This is a genomic window from Bacillus sp. ISL-35, assembly GCF_018613355.1.
Classification (GTDB): Bacteria; Bacillota; Bacilli; order Bacillales; family Cytobacillaceae; genus Mesobacillus.
The window spans coordinates 96,938-118,050 of the sequence record NZ_JAGGQK010000001.1 but is presented as its reverse complement, the minus strand read 5'-3'; the positions used below and the strand labels follow the sequence as shown (position 1 = coordinate 118,050).

General features: G+C 44.1%; 21 protein-coding genes and 1 other annotated feature. Of the genes, 1 reads left to right on the top strand and 20 read right to left on the bottom strand.

What is annotated here, in order from left to right:
• Nucleotides 1–91 precede the first annotated feature (91 nt).
• On the top strand, nt 92–1,045 hold the full coding sequence (locus J7E38_RS00580) for a 4-hydroxy-3-methylbut-2-enyl diphosphate reductase (RefSeq protein ID WP_214704547.1): 954 nt from the start codon (nt 92–94) through the stop codon (nt 1,043–1,045).
• Between the two features lie 103 nt (nt 1,046–1,148).
• On the opposite strand, the gene J7E38_RS00575 is transcribed toward J7E38_RS00580, so the two are convergent.
• The 20 genes from J7E38_RS00575 to J7E38_RS00480 form a co-directional block, all read right to left on the bottom strand.
• On the bottom strand, nt 1,149–2,264 hold the full coding sequence (locus tag J7E38_RS00575; RefSeq protein WP_214704549.1) for a Nif3-like dinuclear metal center hexameric protein: 1,116 nt from the start codon (nt 2,262–2,264) through the stop codon (nt 1,149–1,151).
• Entirely contained in the window at nt 2,261–2,971 is a 711-nt protein-coding gene (locus J7E38_RS00570) for a tRNA (adenine(22)-N(1))-methyltransferase (protein WP_214704551.1), read from the bottom strand. Before J7E38_RS00570 ends, J7E38_RS00575 begins: the two co-directional genes overlap by 4 nt.
• A gap of 156 nt (nt 2,972–3,127) precedes the next feature.
• Entirely contained in the window at nt 3,128–3,490 is a 363-nt protein-coding gene (cccA, locus tag J7E38_RS00565) for a cytochrome c550 (protein ID WP_214704817.1), read from the bottom strand.
• Nucleotides 3,491–3,673: 183 nt separating this feature from the next.
• Nucleotides 3,674–4,813 (bottom strand): acyl-CoA dehydrogenase family protein, encoded by a 1,140-nt coding sequence (locus J7E38_RS00560; RefSeq protein WP_214704553.1) that lies wholly within the window; start codon nt 4,811–4,813, stop codon nt 3,674–3,676.
• Nucleotides 4,814–4,911: 98 nt separating this feature from the next.
• Nucleotides 4,912–5,439, bottom strand: coding sequence for a hypothetical protein (locus J7E38_RS00555; RefSeq protein WP_214704555.1), 528 nt, complete (start codon nt 5,437–5,439; stop codon nt 4,912–4,914).
• Nucleotides 5,440–5,527: 88 nt separating this feature from the next.
• The gene (gene rpoD / locus J7E38_RS00550; protein WP_214704556.1) at nt 5,528–6,658 is read right to left on the bottom strand and encodes an RNA polymerase sigma factor RpoD; all 1,131 of its coding nucleotides are present in this window, start codon (nt 6,656–6,658) and stop codon (nt 5,528–5,530) included.
• Nucleotides 6,659–6,701: 43 nt separating this feature from the next.
• On the bottom strand, nt 6,702–8,507 hold the full coding sequence (gene dnaG / locus J7E38_RS00545) for a DNA primase (RefSeq protein WP_214704557.1): 1,806 nt from the start codon (nt 8,505–8,507) through the stop codon (nt 6,702–6,704).
• A gap of 15 nt (nt 8,508–8,522) precedes the next feature.
• Nucleotides 8,523–8,972 carry a YaiI/YqxD family protein gene (locus J7E38_RS00540; RefSeq protein ID WP_214704558.1) on the bottom strand — a complete coding sequence of 150 codons (450 nt, stop codon included), beginning with the start codon at nt 8,970–8,972 and terminating at the stop codon, nt 8,523–8,525.
• A 330-nt stretch (nt 8,973–9,302) separates the two neighbouring features.
• Nucleotides 9,303–10,121, bottom strand: a complete 819-nt coding sequence (locus J7E38_RS00535; RefSeq protein ID WP_214704559.1) for a pyruvate, water dikinase regulatory protein — start codon at nt 10,119–10,121, stop codon at nt 9,303–9,305.
• A gap of 31 nt (nt 10,122–10,152) precedes the next feature.
• Nucleotides 10,153–10,782, bottom strand: coding sequence for a transcriptional regulator CcpN (gene ccpN, locus J7E38_RS00530; protein WP_214704560.1), 630 nt, complete (start codon nt 10,780–10,782; stop codon nt 10,153–10,155).
• A gap of 292 nt (nt 10,783–11,074) precedes the next feature.
• Nucleotides 11,075–11,239, bottom strand: coding sequence for a hypothetical protein (locus tag J7E38_RS00525; RefSeq protein ID WP_214704561.1), 165 nt, complete (start codon nt 11,237–11,239; stop codon nt 11,075–11,077).
• A 141-nt stretch (nt 11,240–11,380) separates the two neighbouring features.
• Nucleotides 11,381–13,456 carry a glycine--tRNA ligase subunit beta gene (glyS, locus tag J7E38_RS00520; RefSeq protein WP_214704563.1) on the bottom strand — a complete coding sequence of 692 codons (2,076 nt, stop codon included), beginning with the start codon at nt 13,454–13,456 and terminating at the stop codon, nt 11,381–11,383.
• Nucleotides 13,449–14,339, bottom strand: a complete 891-nt coding sequence (gene glyQ / locus J7E38_RS00515; protein ID WP_214704565.1) for a glycine--tRNA ligase subunit alpha — start codon at nt 14,337–14,339, stop codon at nt 13,449–13,451. The genes glyS and glyQ overlap by 8 nt, the downstream gene beginning before the upstream one ends.
• An 89-nt stretch (nt 14,340–14,428) precedes the next feature.
• Nucleotides 14,429–14,601 (bottom strand) — a binding site (T-box leader).
• Nucleotides 14,602–14,674: 73 nt separating this feature from the next.
• Nucleotides 14,675–15,427 carry a DNA repair protein RecO gene (gene recO / locus J7E38_RS00510; RefSeq protein ID WP_214704567.1) on the bottom strand — a complete coding sequence of 251 codons (753 nt, stop codon included), beginning with the start codon at nt 15,425–15,427 and terminating at the stop codon, nt 14,675–14,677.
• A gap of 30 nt (nt 15,428–15,457) precedes the next feature.
• Nucleotides 15,458–15,601 carry a YqzL family protein gene (locus J7E38_RS00505; protein ID WP_084221752.1) on the bottom strand — a complete coding sequence of 48 codons (144 nt, stop codon included), beginning with the start codon at nt 15,599–15,601 and terminating at the stop codon, nt 15,458–15,460.
• Nucleotides 15,602–15,771: 170 nt separating this feature from the next.
• Nucleotides 15,772–16,701: a GTPase Era gene (gene era, locus J7E38_RS00500; protein ID WP_214704568.1), complete on the bottom strand. Its 930-nt coding sequence runs from the start codon at nt 16,699–16,701 to the stop codon at nt 15,772–15,774.
• A 230-nt stretch (nt 16,702–16,931) separates the two neighbouring features.
• The gene (locus tag J7E38_RS00495) at nt 16,932–17,315 is read right to left on the bottom strand and encodes a diacylglycerol kinase family protein (protein ID WP_215038045.1); all 384 of its coding nucleotides are present in this window, start codon (nt 17,313–17,315) and stop codon (nt 16,932–16,934) included.
• Complete coding sequence (gene ybeY, locus J7E38_RS00490) at nt 17,299–17,769, bottom strand: rRNA maturation RNase YbeY (protein WP_214704570.1); 471 nt, start codon at nt 17,767–17,769, stop codon at nt 17,299–17,301. Before ybeY ends, J7E38_RS00495 begins: the two co-directional genes overlap by 17 nt.
• The gene (locus J7E38_RS00485) at nt 17,766–19,949 is read right to left on the bottom strand and encodes an HD family phosphohydrolase (RefSeq protein ID WP_214704571.1); all 2,184 of its coding nucleotides are present in this window, start codon (nt 19,947–19,949) and stop codon (nt 17,766–17,768) included. The genes ybeY and J7E38_RS00485 overlap by 4 nt, the downstream gene beginning before the upstream one ends.
• A gap of 203 nt (nt 19,950–20,152) precedes the next feature.
• Nucleotides 20,153–21,112 (bottom strand): PhoH family protein, encoded by a 960-nt coding sequence (locus J7E38_RS00480; protein ID WP_214704572.1) that lies wholly within the window; start codon nt 21,110–21,112, stop codon nt 20,153–20,155.
• Between the last annotated feature and the right edge of the window lies 1 nt (nt 21,113).

The following is a 21,113-nucleotide window of genomic DNA, read 5'->3' as shown; positions in this document are numbered from 1 at the left end:
TTCTTCCTTCTGGGAATCCTCTTTTGTAATCTTTCTATAAGTTTTATATAATAAAAGAAAGAATCAGAGGTATTCTTAGGAGGATGACTCAATGAATGTAATTAAAATATCGCCGCGCGGCTATTGCTACGGCGTTGTCGACGCAATGGTCATTGCCCGCAATGCAGCACTGGATAAAAGCTTGCCGCGACCTATATATATACTTGGAATGATTGTCCATAACAAGCATGTTACCGATGCATTTGAAGAAGAGGGCATCATCACTTTGGACGGAAACAACCGCAAGGAGATCCTAGAAAAGGTTGAGGGCGGGACAGTTATTTTCACTGCGCATGGTATCTCCCCTGAGGTCAGGGAGCTTGCCAGGAAAAAAGGGCTGGTATCGATCGATGCTACATGCCCGGACGTTACGAACACCCATAACCTGATTCGCGAAAAGGAAAAAGAAGGATTCGAAGTCATTTACATTGGCAAAAAAGGCCATCCAGAACCTGAGGGTGCTGTAGGCGTGGCCCCTGGGATCGTTCATCTTGTCGAAACAGCTGCTGATGTGGAAGCGTTGAATTTACAGGCTGAAAAATTGATTGTCACCAACCAGACAACCATGAGCCAGTGGGACGTTGCCGAGATTATGGAAAAAGTAAAAGAAAAATATCCTCACGCAGAGGTGCACAGGGAAATCTGCATGGCGACGCAAGTACGCCAGGAGGCAGTGGCCGAGCAGGCGAAAGAAGCGGATGTCCTGATTGTTGTTGGCGACCCAAAGAGCAACAACTCCAACCGCCTTGCCCAGGTGTCACAAGAGATAGCCGGCACCAAAGCCTATCGGATTGCCGATATTAGCGAGCTTGAAATCGATTGGATCAAGGATGCCGAGACAGTTGCCGTCACTTCCGGCGCATCGACTCCGACACCAATCACAAAGGAAGTCATCACTTTCCTTGAACAGTATGATCAGGAAAACGAAGCAACCTGGGTAAAAGAGAAAAAGGTGCCACTCTCTAAAATTTTGCCAAAGGTTAAGAAAACCGAAGCAAGTGTATAATAGGAAAGCAGCCCGAATGAATTCGGGCTGCTTTTTTGGTACCAGAGGATCCTTCCCCCGCCTTCTAAAAGGACTTAGGTTAGTACCCCTCTATTGGTTTATTTCAGATAAATGTAAAAGGATCCGTGTCAACTTCTGAAGCCATAAACTGGACATCATACCCCTTTTCCTTACTGAGCCTTTCCATAACGCTGGCGGTTCCTTTCTTCATGATTTTTTCGACATTATGTCCCGGATCGATCATGTTCAAGCCGTCCATCAGTGCATCATGTGCAGTGTGATAATAGATATCTCCAGTTATATACACATCAGCTCCGCGGAACTTTGCCTGAGAGAAATACTTATTCCCGTCACCGCCAAGGACAGCTGCTTTTTTCACCTTAGCATTTAAATCTCCGACAACGCGGACCCTATCGACACCAAGTGCTTCCTTAACATAGTTTGCATAGTCTGCCAGAGTCGTCTCCTCGACTTTTCCGATTCTGCCTAGTCCAAGCTGTTCTCCGCTATTCTCAAGTCGATATACATCATAGGCGACCTCTTCATATGGGTGCGCTTTAATCATCGCCTGGATTACCTTTTTTTCGATACTCTGCGAAAAAACCGTCTCTACCCGGACTTCATTGACCGCTTCCAGCTTTCCTTGTTCGCCGATATGCGGATTTGTATTTTCGCCAGGCAGGAATCGTCCCTTTCCGGAGGCTGAGAAGGAACAATGACTATAATTGCCGATCGCCCCGGCCCCTGCGTTTCCTAAGGCTTCACGGATTTGCTCTGCATTTTCCTCAGGGACAAAAACAACCAGTTTCTTCAGCTGGTCTTCATAAGTCGGAACCAGTACCTGGGGATCCTTGAGACCAAGTGCGTCAGCAAGGAGATCATTCACTCCGCCTTTTGCCACATCTAGATTCGTATGTGCAGCATAAACGGCAATGTCATGTTTGATCAGTCTGGCAATCATCCTGCCTGCCGGTGTGTCCGTCGCAATTTTTTTCAATGGCCGGAAAATTGGCGGGTGGTGGGCAATGATTAATTGAACATTTTTTGCAATCGCCTCTTCGACCACCTCCTCTGTAACATCCAGAGCGATCAGGACATTTTCGACCGGCTGGTTCAGGGCTCCAATTTGCAGGCCTATTTTGTCGCCTTCCATGGCAAAGGCTTTGGGGGAAAATTGTTCGAAAAGCTGGATCACTTCATGACCGTTTACTTTTTTCACTGGAACGCCTCCTCTGCCATTTTCAGTTTCTTCTCTAATTCCTTCCTCTTGCTTTCTGTATCTTCATTTTGAACAGCTCCATCCAGCTGCTTTAAGATCCGCTGCCAATTTTTCATCTCTGCATTCCATTTTTCAACGAATACCGCAGACGCTTCTCTCAATAAAAATGGCCCAAACAGAATGCCATTCTCAAGATTGATGTCCTGATAAGCTTTTAGTGGTTCGCCTTTTTCGGCAACAAGGATTTCGTAGATCTTTCCATCTTCTTTCAGGATTTCTTCTTCTACAAGCTCCCATCCATTGTCAATCAGCCATCTGCGCACTGCAAAGCTTCCGACATTCGGCTGTAACACCAGCCTGCTTACGCCTTCGAGCTTCGATTTTCCTTTTTCCAAAATTGATGAAATCAATGTTCCGCCCATGCCGGCAATCGTAATGCAATCCACTTCACCTGGTTCAATCACTTCGAGTCCGTCACCCTTGCGGACGGTAATCCAATCTGTTAGTTTCTCCTCCTGGACCTGCTCAAGGGCAGATTGGAACGGTCCGTTGGCAACCTCACCTGCGATGGCCTTCGGAACGGTCCCCTTTTTAACGACATTACAAGGAAGGTAGGCATGGTCGGAGCCGATATCAGCAAGCCTGGCACCTTGTGGAATATAATTTGCAACGGCATTCAGCCGGTCTGAGAGCTTCTCAGCATTCATAAAAGTCACCTACTAAATCATATTTTGCTTTTATAAGTATATGAAAATCGCCCGCCCCTTGTCCAATTATCGGAAAAAGACAGCGGAAGTCAACTGGATTGCAGGCTGTTTAAAATAGTAAAGGCCCTCTGCAAAAAGCAAAGAGCCCTTAAAAAATTACTTCAATTCTTTTACAATCCATTCAGCCATTTGTTCTTCCTTGCCTGCAGCCATTCCAGGAGGCATGTTGCCTTTACCATTTGTCAGAATGTCTTTGATTTCATCTTTGGAGTACTTGCTGCCTACACCCTTCAGTGACGGACCAGATACACCTTCATACTGGTTGCCGTGGCAGCCTGCACAAGTCTGCTGGTAAAACTCTTCTGGGTTCACTTCAGCAGTTTCTTCGGTCTTTCCGCCGCCTTCTTTTTCCTTTGCAAGATCCTTAGCATCACCAAGACCCTTGAAGGAAAGCAGGAACATCAAGCCGATCCCCATTACCATGATCAATACAAACGGGATAATTGGATTACGATTCATCATATACCCTCCTTTATGTACAACATCAACTAAATAATGATTTCACACAGATATTATTTTACTTGAAAAACGTTTACAGGGAAAGTAAAAAAGCAAACTTTGTCACACATGTTCACAATTTAGACAAAAAACTCCATCAATTGATGAAGTTTTTGATGATTAAGGCATATTTAGGTTGCCCTTTTAGCAGCCAATTAATCTTGCAATCACCATTCTTTGCACTTCAGATGTTCCTTCGCCAATCTCCAGCAGCTTCGCATCTCGCATATAGCGCTCGACTTCATACTCACGCATATAGCCGTACCCGCCATGGATCTGTACAGCCTGATCTGCGACTTCCATTGCGATTTCTGAAGCATATAGCTTACACATCGAAGCCTCCTTCGAGAACGGGCGTCCCTCGTCCTTCAGCCATGCCGCCTTATAGACCATATTGCGTGCAAGTTCAATTTTCATTGCCATGTCAGCAAGCTTGAACTGGATTGCCTGGAACTGGGATATAGGTCTTCCAAATTGCTGTCTTTCTTTTGCATACTGCAAAGCTTTCTCATAAGCAGCCTGCGCTACCCCTACTGCCATAGCGCCAATACCGATCCTGCCGCCATCAAGTGTCACAAGGAATTGCTTGAAGCCTTCCCCTTTCTTTCCAAGCAGGTTCTCAACCGGGACATGTACATCCTCCATCACCAGCTGTGTGGTATTGGATGCATTCAGGCCCATTTTTTCATAATTGTCGATGACAGTGAAGCCTGGTGCATCTGTCGGCACAATGATCGCACTGATTTCTTTTTTGCCATCGTTATTGCCGGTGATGGCAGTCATTGCCAGATGTTTGGCATAGCTTGCATTGGTAATAAAGTTTTTGCTGCCATTGATGATGTATTCACCATCCACTTCTTTGGCAGTAGTCTGAGTCCCGCCTGCATCCGAGCCCGCATTCGGTTCAGTAAGCCCAAATGCACCCAGGGATTCTCCTGTACAGATAGGTGTCAGGTATTTCTGCTTTTGTTCTTCTGTGCCGAATAGGTTAATAGGAGCTCCTCCAAGAGATATATGAGCCGAGTAAGTAATCCCGGTGGAAGCACATGCCCTGCTCAACTCCTCCGTGACAATGGCGAAGCTGACCGTATCAGCGCCTGCACCACTATATTCCTCAGGAAAAGGCAGCCCAAGCATTCCAAGTTCACCGAGCTGCTTGAAAATTTCTGTCGGAAACTGTTTCGTTTTATCCCTTTCAATTGCTCCAGGAGCTACTTCTTCCTCGGCAAATTCTCTAATCGTCCTTTTAATCATCGCCTGTTCTGATGTTAAATCAAAATTCATTTCCATCCCCCTCAAGACATTGAATGCGTTTACATTCTACATTATAAAGGTGAACAGACAATTTTCTCAACATTTAAAAACTTTTTAATTTTGAATTATTATATGAATATAGCAACCAACAGAACTATTAGCCCAGCTATTCCTGATACTTTGAAGGACACCATCTTCCACTTCATGCCTGCTGCAAGCCATAACAGACAGTTGAGGGCAGTGATCATATAGAGAATAGCATGTTTGTCCGGAAATAGTATTTCCCCCGCCTGTATGGATGTGATCAGTAAGAGGAGTGCCGAAGAAAGCAAAATGACTAAATCCATAAGAGAATTCTTCAGCATATAAAGAGCGGTTAACAGGGAAGTTATTCCAAAAAATATTGTCAAACCGATTTGCAAAAAAAGAGACAATTCAGTAAAATAAAATAAAAAAACTGAAAGCGGTAACAATCCAATCAAGACAATCTTAAGAAGATTTAAAGGTCTATTGCTTTTGTTGCCGATGGATTCGCCCTCTGTACTTCCTTCGGTATATAGGTTCAGGAGAAAGTCACAATAATGATCCGGCAGCAGCCTGCTTTCTTTCCAGTATTTGATTTCATTCGTAATGATTTTCCTGCGATGGTCATCCATTTGTCGGCACATCCTGTCTCAAACATTTATACAGAAAAAAAGGAATAATTTACTCTTATTTTAAAAAGTAAATTATTCCTTGGCAATCCTATTCTAAAAAGTCTTTCAAACGCTTGCTTCGGCTTGGGTGTCTTAGCTTGCGCAGAGCCTTGGCTTCAATCTGACGGATTCGTTCGCGTGTAACCCCGAACACCTTACCCACTTCTTCAAGCGTACGTGTACGGCCATCATCCAGGCCAAAACGCAGTCTCAGGACGTTCTCTTCACGGTCTGTAAGCGTATCTAGGACATCCTCTAGCTGCTCCTTCAAAAGCTCATATGCTGCGTGTTCGGAAGGAGAGGTAGCATCCTGGTCTTCAATGAAATCCCCAAGGTGTGAATCATCCTCTTCACCGATTGGTGTTTCAAGGGAGACCGGCTCCTGGGCGATTTTAAGGATTTCTCGGACTTTTTCTGGTGAAAGGTCCATGTCTTCACCAATTTCTTCAGGTGTTGGTTCGCGTCCTAAATCCTGCAGGAGCTGTCTTTGCACGCGGATCAATTTGTTGATTGTTTCAACCATATGGACAGGGATCCTGATTGTCCTCGCCTGGTCAGCAATCGCACGAGTGATAGCCTGTCGGATCCACCAGGTAGCATAGGTACTGAACTTGAACCCTTTACGGTAGTCGAATTTCTCAACTGCCTTGATCAAGCCCATATTCCCTTCCTGAATCAGGTCAAGGAAGAGCATGCCTCGGCCTACATAGCGTTTCGCAATACTTACGACAAGTCGAAGGTTTGCTTCGGCAAGCCGTCTTTTTGCTTCTTCATCGCCCTGCTCGATTCTTTCCGCAAGGTTGATTTCTTCCTCTGCAGAAAGAAGGTCTACTCGGCCAATTTCCTTCAGGTACATTCTTACCGGGTCATTGATTTTAACACCCGGAGGGACACTTAAATCATTCAGGTCGAATTCTTCATCGTCCTTGGCGAGCTGTTTGATATCCGGATCTTCCTCCTCATCACTTTCACCGACAAGTTCAATTCCCTGTTCACCGAGGAATTCGTAATACTCATCCATTTGATCGGAATCCAGTTCGAAGCTTGAAAGCCTCTCTGCAATATCATCATAAGCAAGGACACCTGTTTTCTTTCCCAGTGCCGTTAACTGGTCTTTCACTTGTTCAACTGTCACTTCATTTTCGGTGACTTCTTTAGAACGGGCTGACTTTTCAGCCATATGTCCCCCTCCTTCCAAAAATCAAAAACAATCAGCATAAGCTTTATAATGTCTTGCGCAATTGGATAATCTCTGTAGCGATTGTCGCAGCGCGCAAAAAGTCGTTTTGACGTTCTGCCTGTTTTTGTTCTGCCATTTTTTCCTTTATTTTTAACATTTTTTGATAATTCAAGACCTGCTTGATATAATCAGATAATTCCTGATCGCTGATTTCCTCGTTCAGAGGCATCATCTCAATATCAGCAACAACCCTTTTTAGCTTATTATCCTGAAGATAATTTAAGAACGCACTTGGATCAGGGTCATGTCCTTTTTCATAGTATGCAAATAAATAAGTAATAATAGCCTGGTGTTCATCAATATTCATCATGCTCCCTGCCAGCAGTTCCTGGACCTTATAGGTGACGTCTGCGTCTCTCATCATATGAAAGATGAGACGTCTCTCGGCAGTATGGTAGGCAGGCTTAAGCTCTGCTTTCCTTGTATAAGCCGCTGGCCTTGTTTCGGGACGGTGCTGGTTTTGCTTTCTTGGAGCTGATGCCTGTTCCAGCTGGTTAAGCTGTTGAATCAGAGCATCAAGCGACAGCGAGAATTCATTCGCCAGTTGGCGCAGATACAAATCTTTTTCCACTGCCTTATCAAGTGTACTGATTTCTTTAAGTACTTCTTCGATATATTGAAGGCGATCTCCTTCATTCTGAAGGTTTTTTCCCCGACGGTAATATAGTAATTTAAATGCCATCAAGGTGGAGCTGGATCCAATAATATCGTTTCTGAACTTTTCCTCGCCATGCACCTTTATGAAATCGTCTGGGTCCATCCCGTCCGGCATTATCGCGACCCTGACAGCGAACCCTGCCTTCGACAGCATGTTAGAGGCCCTGAATGCCGCTTCGATGCCGGCTTTATCCGAGTCATAACAAATCGTTACAGCCTGCACATTTCTTTTGAGCAAGGAAATATGGTCTTCAGTCAACGAAGTTCCCATCGAGGCGACTCCGTTTTCTACGCCTGCACGGTTGGCGGAGATGACATCCGCAAACCCCTCGAATAGAACAGCTTGCTGCTGTTTTCGGATTGAGCCGCGCGCAAGGTGAAAATTATATAAAATTTTACTTTTATTAAAGATCTGCGTCTCAGGGCTATTTAGATATTTGGGCTCTTCGTCCCCCATTGCTCTCCCTGAAAACGCAATCGTATTGCCCTGGTGGTCCAGGATTGGAAACATAATCCTGTTCCGGAACCTGTCAAAGTATGTCCCATCGTTTTCCCTCTGGATGACCAATCCTGCCTTTGCCATCACCCCAGGCGAAAAACCTCTTTTTTCAAGCAGTTTCACTGCAAAATCCCAGGACGGCAAGGCATAGCCTATTTGGAACCTGTTAATGGATTCTTCGGTGAATCCTCTATTCAGAAGATACTCCAGGGCATCCTGGCCCTCTTTTGTGTTTACCAGCAAATGATGGTAGAATTTACGCAAGAGTTCATGCGCTTCGATCATTTGCTTCGAACCTTCGGGCAATTGTGGATTCCTGCTGGCTGCGGCGCCTTCCAGCTTCAGTTCTATATTTGCCATTTCGGCAAGTTTTACTGCAGCTTCCTGAAAAGACAGTCCATCGATATCCATCAGGAATGAAAACACATTCCCTCCAGCTCCACAACCAAAGCAGTGGTAAATCTGCTTATCGGGTGAAACCGAAAATGATGGGGAATTTTCTCCATGAAATGGACAAAGCCCAAAATAATTGCGGCCCTGCTTTTTCAATTGGACATAATCACCAATGACATCGACTATTTCAACCGCCTGCCGGATTTCATTTACTTTTTCCTCGGCAATCCTCTCTGCCATATGCATGACCTCAAATTAGTTGTGATTCCTTGAACATATCTTAAAATTCGACAAAAGCATGTTCAATTCCTTTATGAATTTTTCTCTGTCTTTTTCGGTGAAAGGTTTTGGGCCTTTCCCATAGAAACCCTGCCTCCTGGCCTTGGCAGAAATATGTCTTAGCTCAAGTGCAGTCTGGATTCCTTTTTCTTCGTATAAACTTCCCCTCGGGGAGATGGTGTAAACCCCTTTCGCAATGAGTGTAGATGCAAGTCCAATGTCTTGCGTCACTGCAAAATCACCTTTCTTAACGTGATTCATTAAATAAAGGTCTACAGCCTCCTTATAGGAATCGACAAAAACCCAATTCTGCCCCTGAAGATCATTCTTCATATGAGCGTATGAAGCCACAAAAACAGCTTCGATGGAAAACTTCGAAGCAATTTCGACAATTTCCTTTATGACCGGGCAAGAGTCTGCGTCCACAAAAAGGGACTGACTGTTGATTTCACTAGTATTAATTCTACATCACTCCGCATATTCCTTCTTCAGGAATGTATTTTTTACAGGGAATTTTGTCGAATTTTTTCGCGGTCAACATCTTGACAACTGATAGTAAATAGTTTATTCGTAATCTGTCAAGTCTAAACCTAAACAGATACATTTTTATCACAATTTTTTATTATAGTATAAGAAAGCCTATTTTTCCATTATTTTTTCTCGAAAATAAACTGGGTTTTACAGTAGAAGCTGCGGAACGCGAAAATTCCGAGACCAAAATACTTCAAAAAAAGAAAAGCACATACGATATATGTGCTAATTGTTAATCTGCCTGTTGCGGACCGTATTGAGGATGACATTGGCCGTTTCTTCTACGGCTTTATTTGTCACATCGATTACTGGACATCCGATTTTCTCAACGATTCCATCGAAATACTGTATTTCTTCTTTAATCCTCTCGATATTGGCGTAAATTGCCTGGTCATTCAATCCGAGGGAAATCAGTCTCTCGCGCCTGATCTGGTTCAACTTATCTGGCGTAATTCTAAGGCCAAAGCATTTTTCCTTTGGAACAAGAAATAATTCTTCTGGTGGATCAACTTCAGGTACAAGCGGCACATTCGCCACTTTATATCGCTTGTGTGCCAGGTATTGTGATAAAGGCGTCTTGGAGGTCCGTGAAACTCCTACAAGGACGATATCCGCCTTTAGTATGCCCCTTGGATCGCGGCCGTCATCATATTTAACCGCAAACTCTATGGCTTCAACTTTCTTGAAATAATCTTCGTCAAGTTTGCGTACAAGACCAGGTTCATATAATGGTGTCTCGCCGCTGACTACCTGGATCTGCTGCATGAGCGGACCTATGATGTCGCATGCATAGATTCCCTCTTTACTGGCAGACTCCTGCAAATAATCGCTTATTTCAGGCTTAACCAATGTGTAAGCGATCATTCCGCCATCATGCTTGGCCATTGAGATGACTTCATCAATATGTATTTTATCCTCAACATAAGGAAATCTTTTTAGAGATACATCCAAATGTTCGAATTGGCTGATGGCAGCCTTTGTCACGAGCTCCGCTGTCTCGCCGACAGAGTCAGAAACCACATAAATTATAGGTGTTTTATCCATTCTCCAATCAACCCCTTCTCCGCCTTGATTCTTATTCTTCTCCTAAGGCTACAAAAGCCTTGGTAATGTTTGTCTTTGTCAATCTCCCAACAATCTCATATCCTTCATCTGTATCCTTGATGATTGGCAGGGCATCAATCTGTTTTTCAATCAATTCCTTTGCAGCTTCAATCAGCAAATCATCCCGCCGGCAAACCGTTATATTCGGCATCCTTGTCATGATGATATTTACTGGCAACGTGGACAGCTCCTGCTTCCCGATGCTTGCCCTCAATAAATCTTTCCGGGACAGGACACCTACGAGTTTTGAAGCCTTATCTACAACGAATAATGTACCTACATCCTCAAGGAACATTGTAACAATCGCATCATAGACCGATACATTTTCAGGAACGACGACCGGGATGGACTGATAATCCCTGACAAGGATTTTTTTCAGATTCTCAGAAAGCAGCTGATTACCGGACTTTCCAGTAAAGAAATACCCGACACGAGGCCTGGCATCCAGATATCCCGCCATTGTCAGGATGGCTAGATCGGGCCTGAGGGTAGCTCTGGTCAGATTAAGTTTCTCTGCTATATGTTCTCCGGTGATCGGTCCGTTATCCTTCACGATTTGCAGGATCTGCTCCTGTCGTTTATTCAGTTCGATTGTCCTCACCACCCATCGGGATATTATTTATCCCGTATTCTTGGTTTCCCTGCTTTTTCGGGATGGTCTCATATGCGGACCACTGACGTTTTATGTATAAGGGTTTCCCGAAAAAAGCTTAATAAGATTATTATATACTACATGAGGTAACCAAAAGAAAGAATTTTATTAACCTTCTTATCAATCTAATGACTTTTTCTTTTTTCTAAGATGATTCCTAGCAAATGTACTTATTAAAGTGCCTCCCTACGCAGGAAGGCACTCTTTCAGTTCGATGATGTATCTTAAATCTTTGGCTCTGTTAACACGACTGTTGATTTTCGTTCCAGGCGCTTCGCTTTCCGCTGGAAGAATAATGAAAAAGCTCAACTGCCAGCTTTTTCATTATTCTTCCTGGCTGGCGCTGAGCCTCCTCGTCGCTTTGCTCCTGCGGGGTCTCACCTGACCAGCTGCGCCAGCAGGACATTGATTAGCTTCCTCGAATTTACCCACGCACGATGGAAATACGTTAGCATTTTCGGAGGAGTCTTTGCGCCTTCCACTACAATCAACAGAGTTTATAAATCAACATCAAGCTTTAACAAAACCTAATCTTTAAATAAGCATACTATTTGACGACGATGTCATTGACCTTGCCAAGTTTCATGATCAGAACCGCCAGTGCTGCCATTTGATTCAAGCGGTTTTCCCGGAAATCAGGGTTTTCTGCCATGACCATGGTATGCTCAAAATAGTCATTGATTTCCGGCTTGATCTCAGCCAGAAGCTGATAATAGGAAGCTGCATCCATTCCATCTTCGGCCTTCTTGCCGAGTTCGAGATACTTTTCATATAACTTTTGCTCATACTCATTTTCGAAACGTTCTGGTTCGATTTCACCAAGCACTTCTTTTTTGCTGGCAATATTCAGGACACGGCTCAATGCTTCCATGTTTTCCTTAAAGTCTTCCCTGCCGCTGGCATCCTGAAGTGCTGCTGCTTTATTAATAAGGTCGGAAACGATACCGACTTCCCCGCCAAGTACAGCATCGATGAGGTCGTAGCGGATTCCCCGCTCCTGCAGCATGTGCTTGACTCTCAGCTTAAAGAACTGGATCAAGTCATGGTATACCTCTTCTTCAGAGCGCTTGCCGATTCCTGCTTCAGAAACAAGGTTAAGCGATAAGCCGACAAGGTTTTCAAGGGTGATGTCCCACTTCTTTTCAATAAGCGTCTGGACAATCCCTGCCGCCTGTCTCCTTAATGCATAAGGATCCTGTGAGCCGCTTGGAATGATGCCCAGTGAGAAAAACGCAACAATCGTGTCAAGTTTATCGGCAATTGCAACCAGTGCACCTGCAGGTGATCCCGGAATAGAGTCATCTGCATTGCGAGGCATATAATGCTCATTGATTGCAGTTGCCACATCCTTGCTTTCGCCTTTTTGGAGAGCGTATTTTTCTCCCATGATTCCCTGGAGCTCCGGGAACTCGTAGACCATCTGTGAAACCAGGTCGAATTTGCTGATTTCCGCTGCTCTGTCTGCGGCGCTTACGATTTCTGGTGCGAACTCCATTCTTTCAGCAATCAATCCGACAAGCTTGCGGACACGTTCAGATTTTTCAGCGATTGTCCCGATTTCTTCGTGGTAGACGACATTCTTTAATTTTTCCAAAGCTGCTTCAATCTGCATCTTTTGATCTTCTTTATAGAAAAACGCTGCATCTGCTAATCTTGCTCTTAATACTTTTTCATTTCCGCGGGCAACTTTTTCGATATGAAGGTGGTCACCATTCCTTACAGTGATGAAATGAGGAAGAAGCTCACCTTCAGCAGACTTGACAGGGAAGTATCTCTGGTGCTCCTTCATCGATGTAATCAGGACTTCACTTGGGATATCCAGGAATTCTTCTTCAAAACGGCCATATAAGGCTGTTGGATATTCAACCAAATTGTTGACTTCTTCCAGCAAGTCTTCATCAACAGGGATTACCCAGCCATTTTCTTCCTCGATTTTTTCAAGCTGGGAAGTAATCGCTTCTTTCCGCTTTTGCGCATCTGCGACAACATACTGGCCTAATAATACTTCCTCATATTCTTCAGGAGCTGATAACTGAATTTCTCCTTCTCCGAGAAAACGATGGCCTCTTGTCATGTTGCCTGTTTGGACACCGGCTATTTCAAAAGGAATGATCTCGTTGCCGAACATAGCAACAATCCATTTGATCGGGCGGACATAACGGAGTTCAAGATCTGCCCAGCGCATGTTTTTCGGGAAAGTCAGCCCTGTGATGATCGCATTTAACTCGACAAGCAAATCAAAGGTTTCCTGTCCTTTAATAAATTTCTTTACATGGGCATATTCGACTCCGTTGATCTCCTTGAAATAAATATCTTCGACCGTCATTCCCTGGCCGCGTGTGAAACCCATTGCTGCCTTGGACCACTCGCCATCTTCTGTTAGAGCAATCTTTTTCGCCGGGCCTTTTGCCTCTTCCTCGCTGTCCTCCTGGCGCTCATCTACATTCGCGACAAGCAAGGCAAGCCGGCGAGGGGTGGAAAAGAGGCTGATGCTCTCAAATCCAATATTATTCGTATTCAGCCAGTTCTCTACTTTGGAAGCCAGCTGGTTAATAGAATCGGTAATGAATCTTGCAGGCATTTCTTCGAGACCAATTTCAAGCAATAAATTCCGTTTAGTCATTTTCAACCTGCTCCTTCCTTTTAATGATTGGGAAGCCCAGTTTTTCTCTTTCTTCATAGAATGTCTTCGCGACTTTCTTGGCGAGGTTGCGGATACGGGCAATGTATCCCGTTCTTTCTGTTACGGAAATAGCACCGCGAGCATCAAGAATGTTAAAAGTATGCGAACACTTCAGCACATAATCATAAGCAGGATGGACAAGTCCTTCATCCATTTGGCGATTCGCTTCCTTTTCGTAAATATTGAAAAGGTTGAACAGCATATCTTTGTCAGAAGTTTCAAATGTGTACTTGGAATGTTCATATTCAGGCTGACCGAATATATCCCTCACTGTAAAACCGTTTGTCCACTCAAGATCAAAGACATTTTCTTTATCCTGGATATAAGACGCAAGGCGTTCGATTCCGTAAGTTATTTCAACAGATACTGGTTTGCAGTCAAGCCCGCCTACCTGCTGGAAATAGGTGAACTGGGTGATCTCCATTCCATCCAGCCATACTTCCCAACCAAGACCAGCGCAGCCAAGTGACGGGTTTTCCCAGTTATCTTCTACAAAACGGATATCATGTTCCAGCGGGTCAATTCCCAGCGCTTTCAGGGAATCCAGGTAAAGTTCCTGGATATTGTCTGGAGACGGCTTCATGATCACCTGGAATTGATGATGCTGATAAAGCCTGTTTGGGTTCTCTCCGTAACGGCCGTCTGCCGGGCGGCGTGATGGCTCTACATAAGCAACATTCCATGGCTCAGGTCCAATTGCCCGTAAAAAAGTATATGGGCTCATCGTTCCTGCCCCTTTTTCGGTGTCATAAGCCTGCATTAGGACGCATCCCTGTTCAGACCAGTGTTTTTGCAGTGTTAAAATCATGTTTTGGATATTCATCTTTACACCTCCGGAAAATTTTCAATTCTAAAATTGTGGTCGATTATTTACAACAAAAAAACTCCCGCCTCCTATGCATCGTTTTCATGCATAGGGACGAGAGTTTACCCGCGGTTCCACCCTATTTGCTGCCAGAAAGCAGCCACTTTAAAAGTGATGTCGCTCCGGAACGCCTTCCTTACTTTCTGCCATCCGGCTCACACCATACCCGGACTCGCTAATGCAGAGGGAGTTAAGTACTCCTTTCCTTCACAGCAACATATGTAATTGTATTTTCGCAAATCACAAAAAGCTTTTGATTTGAGAATAGCGAAAACAATCGGCAATGTCAATAGTTAGAGACGGTCCCTGAAGGAATCCATCTGGTCCAGGAACTTCCTTGTTTTTAAATAAAGTCCTGAATATTCATCATAGTATGCGGAGATAACTTTTTTCAATTCGGCCTTTGTCTCAGGCTTAACTGAAATATTACCCAGTCGGCTAAGGTCCAACAGATAGAATAGGCGGAGCAGCCTTACGGTACCAGGAGATATCTTGATTCTGTAAGGATCTGTTTCATAGCAACGATGGCAAAGGAGCCCGCCCTCTCTGATTGAAAAGTGGAACTCTCCTTCTGTGCTCCCGCAATTTGTACACCTGTCCAGAACCGGATACAATCCCTGGACATTGAGCATTTTCATTTCATAGATAAATGTGAGGATTTCCATATCATAGCCCTCATTCATATAGTTGAGGGTCTGAAGGAGCAATTCAAACATAAAAGGGTTCGACTTCTTATCCTCAGTCACTTTATCCGTCAGATCTACAACATAACTGGCATGGGCTGTCAGAAAAATATCCTCCCGGATCGAACGCATGGATGAAATTATCTCTCCCTGCTGCAGTCCGCCCAGGCCTGAGCTTGCCTGGAAAAGATAGTGGCCGTACGTAAAAAGCTGGGTGACGGCAGAGAGCCTGCTGCTGGGCTTTTTCGCACCTCTTGCCATCACACCAACTTTTCCGAATTCCCTGGTATATAAAGTTACAATTTTATTGTTCTCGCCATAATCAGTTGTCCTAATGACAATGCCTTCGCATTTCTGCAGCATCTGAATCACCATCCATTACTACAGACAAACCTATGAGATTGGAAAATCAATTTCTGCTAGTTCATCCTCCTGATAACCGGGTATTTCTTGATTGTCTTTCTCTAATTCCTTAAAGAGAAGATACGTGTCAATGTTACCTGTTTGCGAAAACACCTTCCAGGTAAAATCCAACATCGAAAACCCCACCTTTCGTTTTTTCACTAGCAATGCATCTATCCCAAATCCTTATGAATATCATAGCCTGTCAATCAGATTTTCATGTTACGCAAAAATTGTAAATCCTGTTTATGAATAATATTTGGAATCCGTTAATATGTTATTGATGGAGCATTTGCCAAACAGGCTTAATATTCATCTTCCCTGAAACCGAAATCTCGAAGCTGAGTGGCTTTGTTTCTCCAATCCTTCTGGACCTTGACCCATAATTCCAGGAATACCTTTGAACCAAGGAGACTTTCGATATCATGGCGTGCTCGTTTGCCAATCTCCTTCAGCATGCCTCCCTGCTTGCCGATGATGATTCCTTTCTGGGAGTCCCTCTCGACAATGATTGTTGCCATGACATGCACCATATCCTTTTCAGGCTGGCGTTCCATTTTTTCGATCACGACAGCGAGTGAATGAGGAATTTCTTCCCTTGTCAGGTGCAACGCTTTTTCCCTGATCAGTTCAGAAACGATGAAGCGTTCCGGGTGATCTGTTACCTGGTCGGCTGGATAAAACTGTGGTCCTTCCGGCATTTTTTCCTTGATTTGCTGAAGCAGCCGATCAATATTGTTCCCTTCAAGCGCAGAAATCGGAACGATCTCGGCAAAATCAAATTTCTCTTTGTAAGACTCGATCAGTTTCAACAGCTGATCTGGATGAATAAGGTCAATTTTATTGATGACAAGGAAAACAGGCGTCTTCACATTCTGGAGTTTTTCAATGATGAATTCTTCTCCGCGTCCATATCCTTCCTGGGCATTGACCATAAACAACACCAAATCGACTTCCTTCAAGGTATTTTGTGCAACCTTCATCATGAAATCGCCAAGACGGTGCTTTGGTTTATGGATTCCCGGAGTGTCAATGAAGATCAACTGAGAGTCCTCTAGCGTCAATACTCCCTGCACCTTGTTCCGGGTCGTTTGCGGCTTATCGCTCATGATTGCAATTTTTTGCCCGATTACCCTGTTAAGAAAGGTAGACTTTCCCACATTCGGTCTTCCAATGATTGATATGAATCCTGATTTGTGCGATTTATTATTTGGGTCTTGATTATTAAAATTCATCCTGTAATTCCCTTCTCCACTTTATTTTAACTCATTTCCAGTGTGATTTCATCGTTTGTAGCAAAAATGAAATATAAATTTTTAAATTTTCTAAAAACATACAAGCAGTGATTGTACGCTGTGATGATATTTTACTGAAGTTTTTTCCTGTTTTCAAATCGGTTCAAACATATAAGAAATTTTTGTCTCGAAAATGGCCTCCAAAAAGAAAAGTTGCCCTGTTCGGACAACTAACTGAACCATGCTGAAATTTTTGGCAAAAAGATAATCATACCAATAATGACGCTCACGATCGCAAAAATGAGCACAGCACCGGCAGCAATGTCTTTCGCCTGTTTAGCAAGCGGATGGAATTCTTCTGTATACATGTCAACCGTTCTTTCGATTGCCGTATTCATCATTTCCAACGAGACCATTCCGCCAATACACAGGATTATCGCAATCCATTCGTATTTGTTCATCTCAAAAATGAAGCCTGATAGAACGACGATAACTGAAATAACGAAATGGATTTGCACATTTCGTTCCCGAGCTGCAGCCGCAATTCCTTCAAACCCGAATTTGAAGGAGGAAGTCAAAGGATGCTTCCTCCGTTTATCAGCGTCCAAGGCCATATCCTTCGAGTAGTTCTCTTTGCCTGTCAAACATCTGTTTTTCATCATTTTCGTTCATATGATCATAGCCCAATAAATGCAGGAAACCATGGACAGTTAGAAAGCCAAGCTCTCTCATGAAAGAATGGTTGTATTCCTCTGCCTGTTCCCTCGCCTTAGGAATGGAGATGATGATATCGCCCAGGATACGGGGGATTTCCTCCCCGACAATCTCCAATTCACCTTCGCCCATTTCCTCCAATGCGAAGGAGATGACATCTGTCGGCCGGTCTTTATCCCGATATTCCCTGTTGATCTCCTGAATGCGTTCATTTGAAACGAAAGTGACAGAAAGCTCACTTCCGTCCTGGACATTCTCATTCACCGCAGCATAATTCAAAAGCTTTTCAATTTCAACCAACTGCTCTTCTGCCAATTCATTTGTCTCATCCAAAAAATCGATTTCTAGACTCATGCCTGCTTCACCTTCTGCTTATTCATTTCTGGATATTCAATTCTGGAATGGAAAATTCCCTTTAAGGTCTCACATAGTGTTTCTGCAACCGTATCCAGCTCTTTTAGGGTGATGTCACATTCACTCAGCTGGTCATCCTGAAGCCGGTCCCTGATAATATTATCGACCAATGTTTCAATTTGCTCATGTGTCGGATGGTTCATCGAACGCACGGCAGCTTCCACACTGTCGGCAATTCCGATGACCGCAGACTCTTTTGTTTGCGGCTTTGGTCCTGGATAGCGGAAATCTTCCTCTTTTACTTCATGGCCATTTTGTTTTGCCTTATGGTAAAAGAATTTCAGCAAAGTAGTCCCATGATGCTGCTCGGCGATATCAATGATCTCCTTAGGCATCCGATGCTTGCGAAGCATCTCGGCACCATCCGTCGCGTGGGCGATGATGATATTTTTGCTTGTCAAAGCTGGCAATTTATCATGAGGGTTATCCATATTGATCTGGTTTTCGATAAAAAACTGCGGGCGTTTCGTCTTCCCAATATCGTGATAATAGCATCCAACCCTTGCAAGAAGGCCGTTTGCCCCGATTGCCTCACATGCGGCTTCCGATAGATTGGCGACCATGACACTGTGATGGTAGGTTCCCGGTGCTTCTGTAAGAATCTTTCTTAAAAGCGGGTGATTAGGATTGGACAGTTCGATCAGCCTTAAAGTCGAGAGAATGCCAAAACCCGCTTCAAAAAACGGCAGCAGGCCAATCGTCAGTACAGCTGAGACAATTCCGGAAACAAACGCGGCAGTAATATAAAATCCATATTCCAACCCAGAATATTGGCTGTTCCTCAGGAACAAAATTGAAAGAATGACAATCAGGTTGATCACTGAGACAAATAAACCAGCCTGGAGGATCTTGGACCTCCGGTTCTGTTTTTGCAAAAACAGGATTGCCGCCAAACCGCTCATTAAAATATAAATTCCCAGAGAGACATTCAATGTCCCGGTAATGCCTTCGTTGAAAATGATCGTGCCGATTACCGCGAGGATGGCCACCTGCAATAGAGCAAGCCTTTCATTGATCAGGATCTTGATCAGCATCGCTCCCATAGCTGCAGGGAATATATAGCCAATCTCCGAGTACTCAAATTCATCGAACAGACTGACCAGTTTCATCAATAAAATCGCGGTAATAAAAATAATACTGAAAATTAACAGGTTCTTTTGTTTTTTATCAGCATTTTCCATTTCATTAAAAACGACATAAAGTCCAAACAAGGTCAATGCTGTCAGCATCGCGAGCCCGATGAACGGCTTATATGAATTTTCACTTTCCAACAGGCCGACAAGCTGAAGTTTCTTATAGATGTCCCTGCTGATCAGCTGTCCCTCATCCACAAGAATTTGGCCTTCAAGAATCCTCACTGGTTCCACACTGTCCATCGTTTGCTGGCGAAGGTCCTCGGTAGCTTCCGGATCGTAAAATTCATTCTGGACGACAGCATATCGGCCAATTTCGATGACCGCCCTCTTTAAGCTGCCGTTTAGACTGGTATACTTCAATTCTTCCTCAACATTCAATTTTGCATTCTCCACTTCATCCGCGGGAACACTATGCTTCATTGTATTATTGATTGCTGTGACGGTGAGGTCCTTTGCGACTTGAAGTTCTTCCTTTGGAGCTTGAAGCAAAGCTATGAATACCTCATCTGACAGACTCTTCGTTTCACTCTCGGTCAATTTCGTTTTCAGCGTTTGGATTTTTTCGTCAATCGTCGGGCCTTGAGGTTCGGCAACATCTTCTCCATCAGCCTCTGCCGCTGTTTTCTTCTGTTGGTCAATCTCTTTCTGTGCTTCTGCATTGACTTCAGACACAGAACCAAATATCGAAGTGACAAGATCCACCCTGTTCTGGGCATATTCCCTCTTGACCCGATAAACATCATTCACCTGTTCGACTGCTTCCCGGCGATTAGCTTCTGTGCTCTCTTTATCCTCAATGGTAATAGGAGACCGGATGGTTTTCTCTGCCACAGAGAATAACTCGAGATTAAGCTTTTCAGGCTTAACATTGGTGTACATAGCCGAATACATGACAATGCCAATAAGCAAGAATAACAAAACCCGGAAAATCTTTATATTCAACAAGTTTAAAATCGCAGTTAATTGGACCTGCAGCTTTTCCATATCCTTACAGCCCTCCCGTTAAACAAATAGAACCAGTTTGAGAATAACTGGGAAATCAGCTAACTTTATGTACCATCATATCAGTTTTTATCCAAAGTTTCATCACTATTTGTAATAACCACGGTCAACAGGAGCAGAATTGTACTTTTTGATGGAAAAGCAAAAGTCCGCTCTCATTTTTTTCTGGAGCGGACTGTGGTTGTTCATTCGTTTTTCCCATACGCTTCAATGATTCGTCCGACAAGCGGATGACGCACAACATCTGCCTGTTCAAGGTGCACAAAAGAGATACCGGAAACATCCATCAATACCTTCTCGGCCTCCACCAGGCCTGACTTAGCGCCTTTTGGCAAATCGATTTGGGAGGTGTCACCTGTTATGATCATTTTGGAGCCAAATCCCAGACGCGTCAGAAACATCTTCATCTGGGCCTGTGTCGTGTTCTGGGCTTCATCGAGAATGACGAACGCATCATCAAGAGTCCTTCCCCTCATATAAGCCAGGGGTGCGATCTCGATCGTTCCCCTTTCAATCAGACGCAATGTATGTTCAGTGCCCAGGATATCATGCAAGGCATCATACAGCGGACGGAGATAAGGGTCGACCTTTTCCTTCAAGTCCCCCGGGAGGAAACCGAGGCTTTCTCCAGCTTCTACTGCAGGCCTTGTTAAAATGATTTTGGATACCGTACCATTTTTCAGCGCCGTGACGGCCATGACGACAGCAAGGTAGGTTTTCCCAGTACCAGCCGGGCCGATACCAAAAACCAGGTCGCGGCTTTTAATGGCATTCACATAATGTCTCTGGCCAAGTGTCTTGACCCTGATGGATTTACCTTTTACATTTTTACTTATTTCTTCATCATATAAATCCCTGAAATATTCCAAAGTCCCTTTTTCGGCCATTTGAATGGCGTAAACAGCTTCTCTCTGGCTGACGCTTATGCCTTTGCGGATCACCGCAAGCAGGTTTTCCAAAACAGCCTGGGCCATCGCGACCTTCTCTTCAGGCCCAGAGATCCCGATTGTCTCACCGCGTGTCACAATCGAGACCCCAAGCTCCTGTTCAATCAATTTCAGGTTGATATCTGCATTGCCGAATAATGAAACGGCTTCAGTTGGATTCGCTAGTTGGATTTCAGTCGTCTTTAAGTCTTCTGTCATT

Excerpts from the sequence above, each read along its gene's own strand:
- J7E38_RS00580 (WP_214704547.1), top strand. The coding sequence starts at position 92 with ATGAATGTAATTAAAATATCGCCGCGCGGCTATTGCTACGGCGTTGTC.
- J7E38_RS00570 (WP_214704551.1), bottom strand. The coding sequence starts at position 2,971 with ATGAATGCTGAGAAGCTCTCAGACCGGCTGAATGCCGTTGCAAATTAT.
- cccA (WP_214704817.1), bottom strand. The coding sequence starts at position 3,490 with ATGAATCGTAATCCAATTATCCCGTTTGTATTGATCATGGTAATGGGG.
- J7E38_RS00560 (WP_214704553.1), bottom strand. The coding sequence starts at position 4,813 with ATGAATTTTGATTTAACATCAGAACAGGCGATGATTAAAAGGACGATT.
- J7E38_RS00555 (WP_214704555.1), bottom strand. The coding sequence starts at position 5,439 with ATGGATGACCATCGCAGGAAAATCATTACGAATGAAATCAAATACTGG.
- rpoD (WP_214704556.1), bottom strand. The coding sequence starts at position 6,658 with ATGGCTGAAAAGTCAGCCCGTTCTAAAGAAGTCACCGAAAATGAAGTG.
- dnaG (WP_214704557.1), bottom strand. The coding sequence starts at position 8,507 with ATGGCAGAGAGGATTGCCGAGGAAAAAGTAAATGAAATCCGGCAGGCG.
- J7E38_RS00535 (WP_214704559.1), bottom strand. The coding sequence starts at position 10,121 with ATGGATAAAACACCTATAATTTATGTGGTTTCTGACTCTGTCGGCGAG.
- J7E38_RS00525 (WP_214704561.1), bottom strand. The coding sequence starts at position 11,239 with ATGTCCTGCTGGCGCAGCTGGTCAGGTGAGACCCCGCAGGAGCAAAGC.
- glyS (WP_214704563.1), bottom strand. The coding sequence starts at position 13,456 with ATGACTAAACGGAATTTATTGCTTGAAATTGGTCTCGAAGAAATGCCT.
- glyQ (WP_214704565.1), bottom strand. The coding sequence starts at position 14,339 with ATGAATATCCAAAACATGATTTTAACACTGCAAAAACACTGGTCTGAA.
- recO (WP_214704567.1), bottom strand. The coding sequence starts at position 15,427 with ATGCTGCAGAAATGCGAAGGCATTGTCATTAGGACAACTGATTATGGC.
- J7E38_RS00505 (WP_084221752.1), bottom strand. The coding sequence starts at position 15,601 with ATGTTGGATTTTACCTGGAAGGTGTTTTCGCAAACAGGTAACATTGAC.
- era (WP_214704568.1), bottom strand. The coding sequence starts at position 16,701 with ATGAATTTTAATAATCAAGACCCAAATAATAAATCGCACAAATCAGGA.
- J7E38_RS00495 (WP_215038045.1), bottom strand. The coding sequence starts at position 17,315 with ATGGCCTTGGACGCTGATAAACGGAGGAAGCATCCTTTGACTTCCTCC.
- ybeY (WP_214704570.1), bottom strand. The coding sequence starts at position 17,769 with ATGAGTCTAGAAATCGATTTTTTGGATGAGACAAATGAATTGGCAGAA.
- J7E38_RS00485 (WP_214704571.1), bottom strand. The coding sequence starts at position 19,949 with ATGGAAAAGCTGCAGGTCCAATTAACTGCGATTTTAAACTTGTTGAAT.
- J7E38_RS00480 (WP_214704572.1), bottom strand. The coding sequence starts at position 21,112 with ATGACAGAAGACTTAAAGACGACTGAAATCCAACTAGCGAATCCAACT.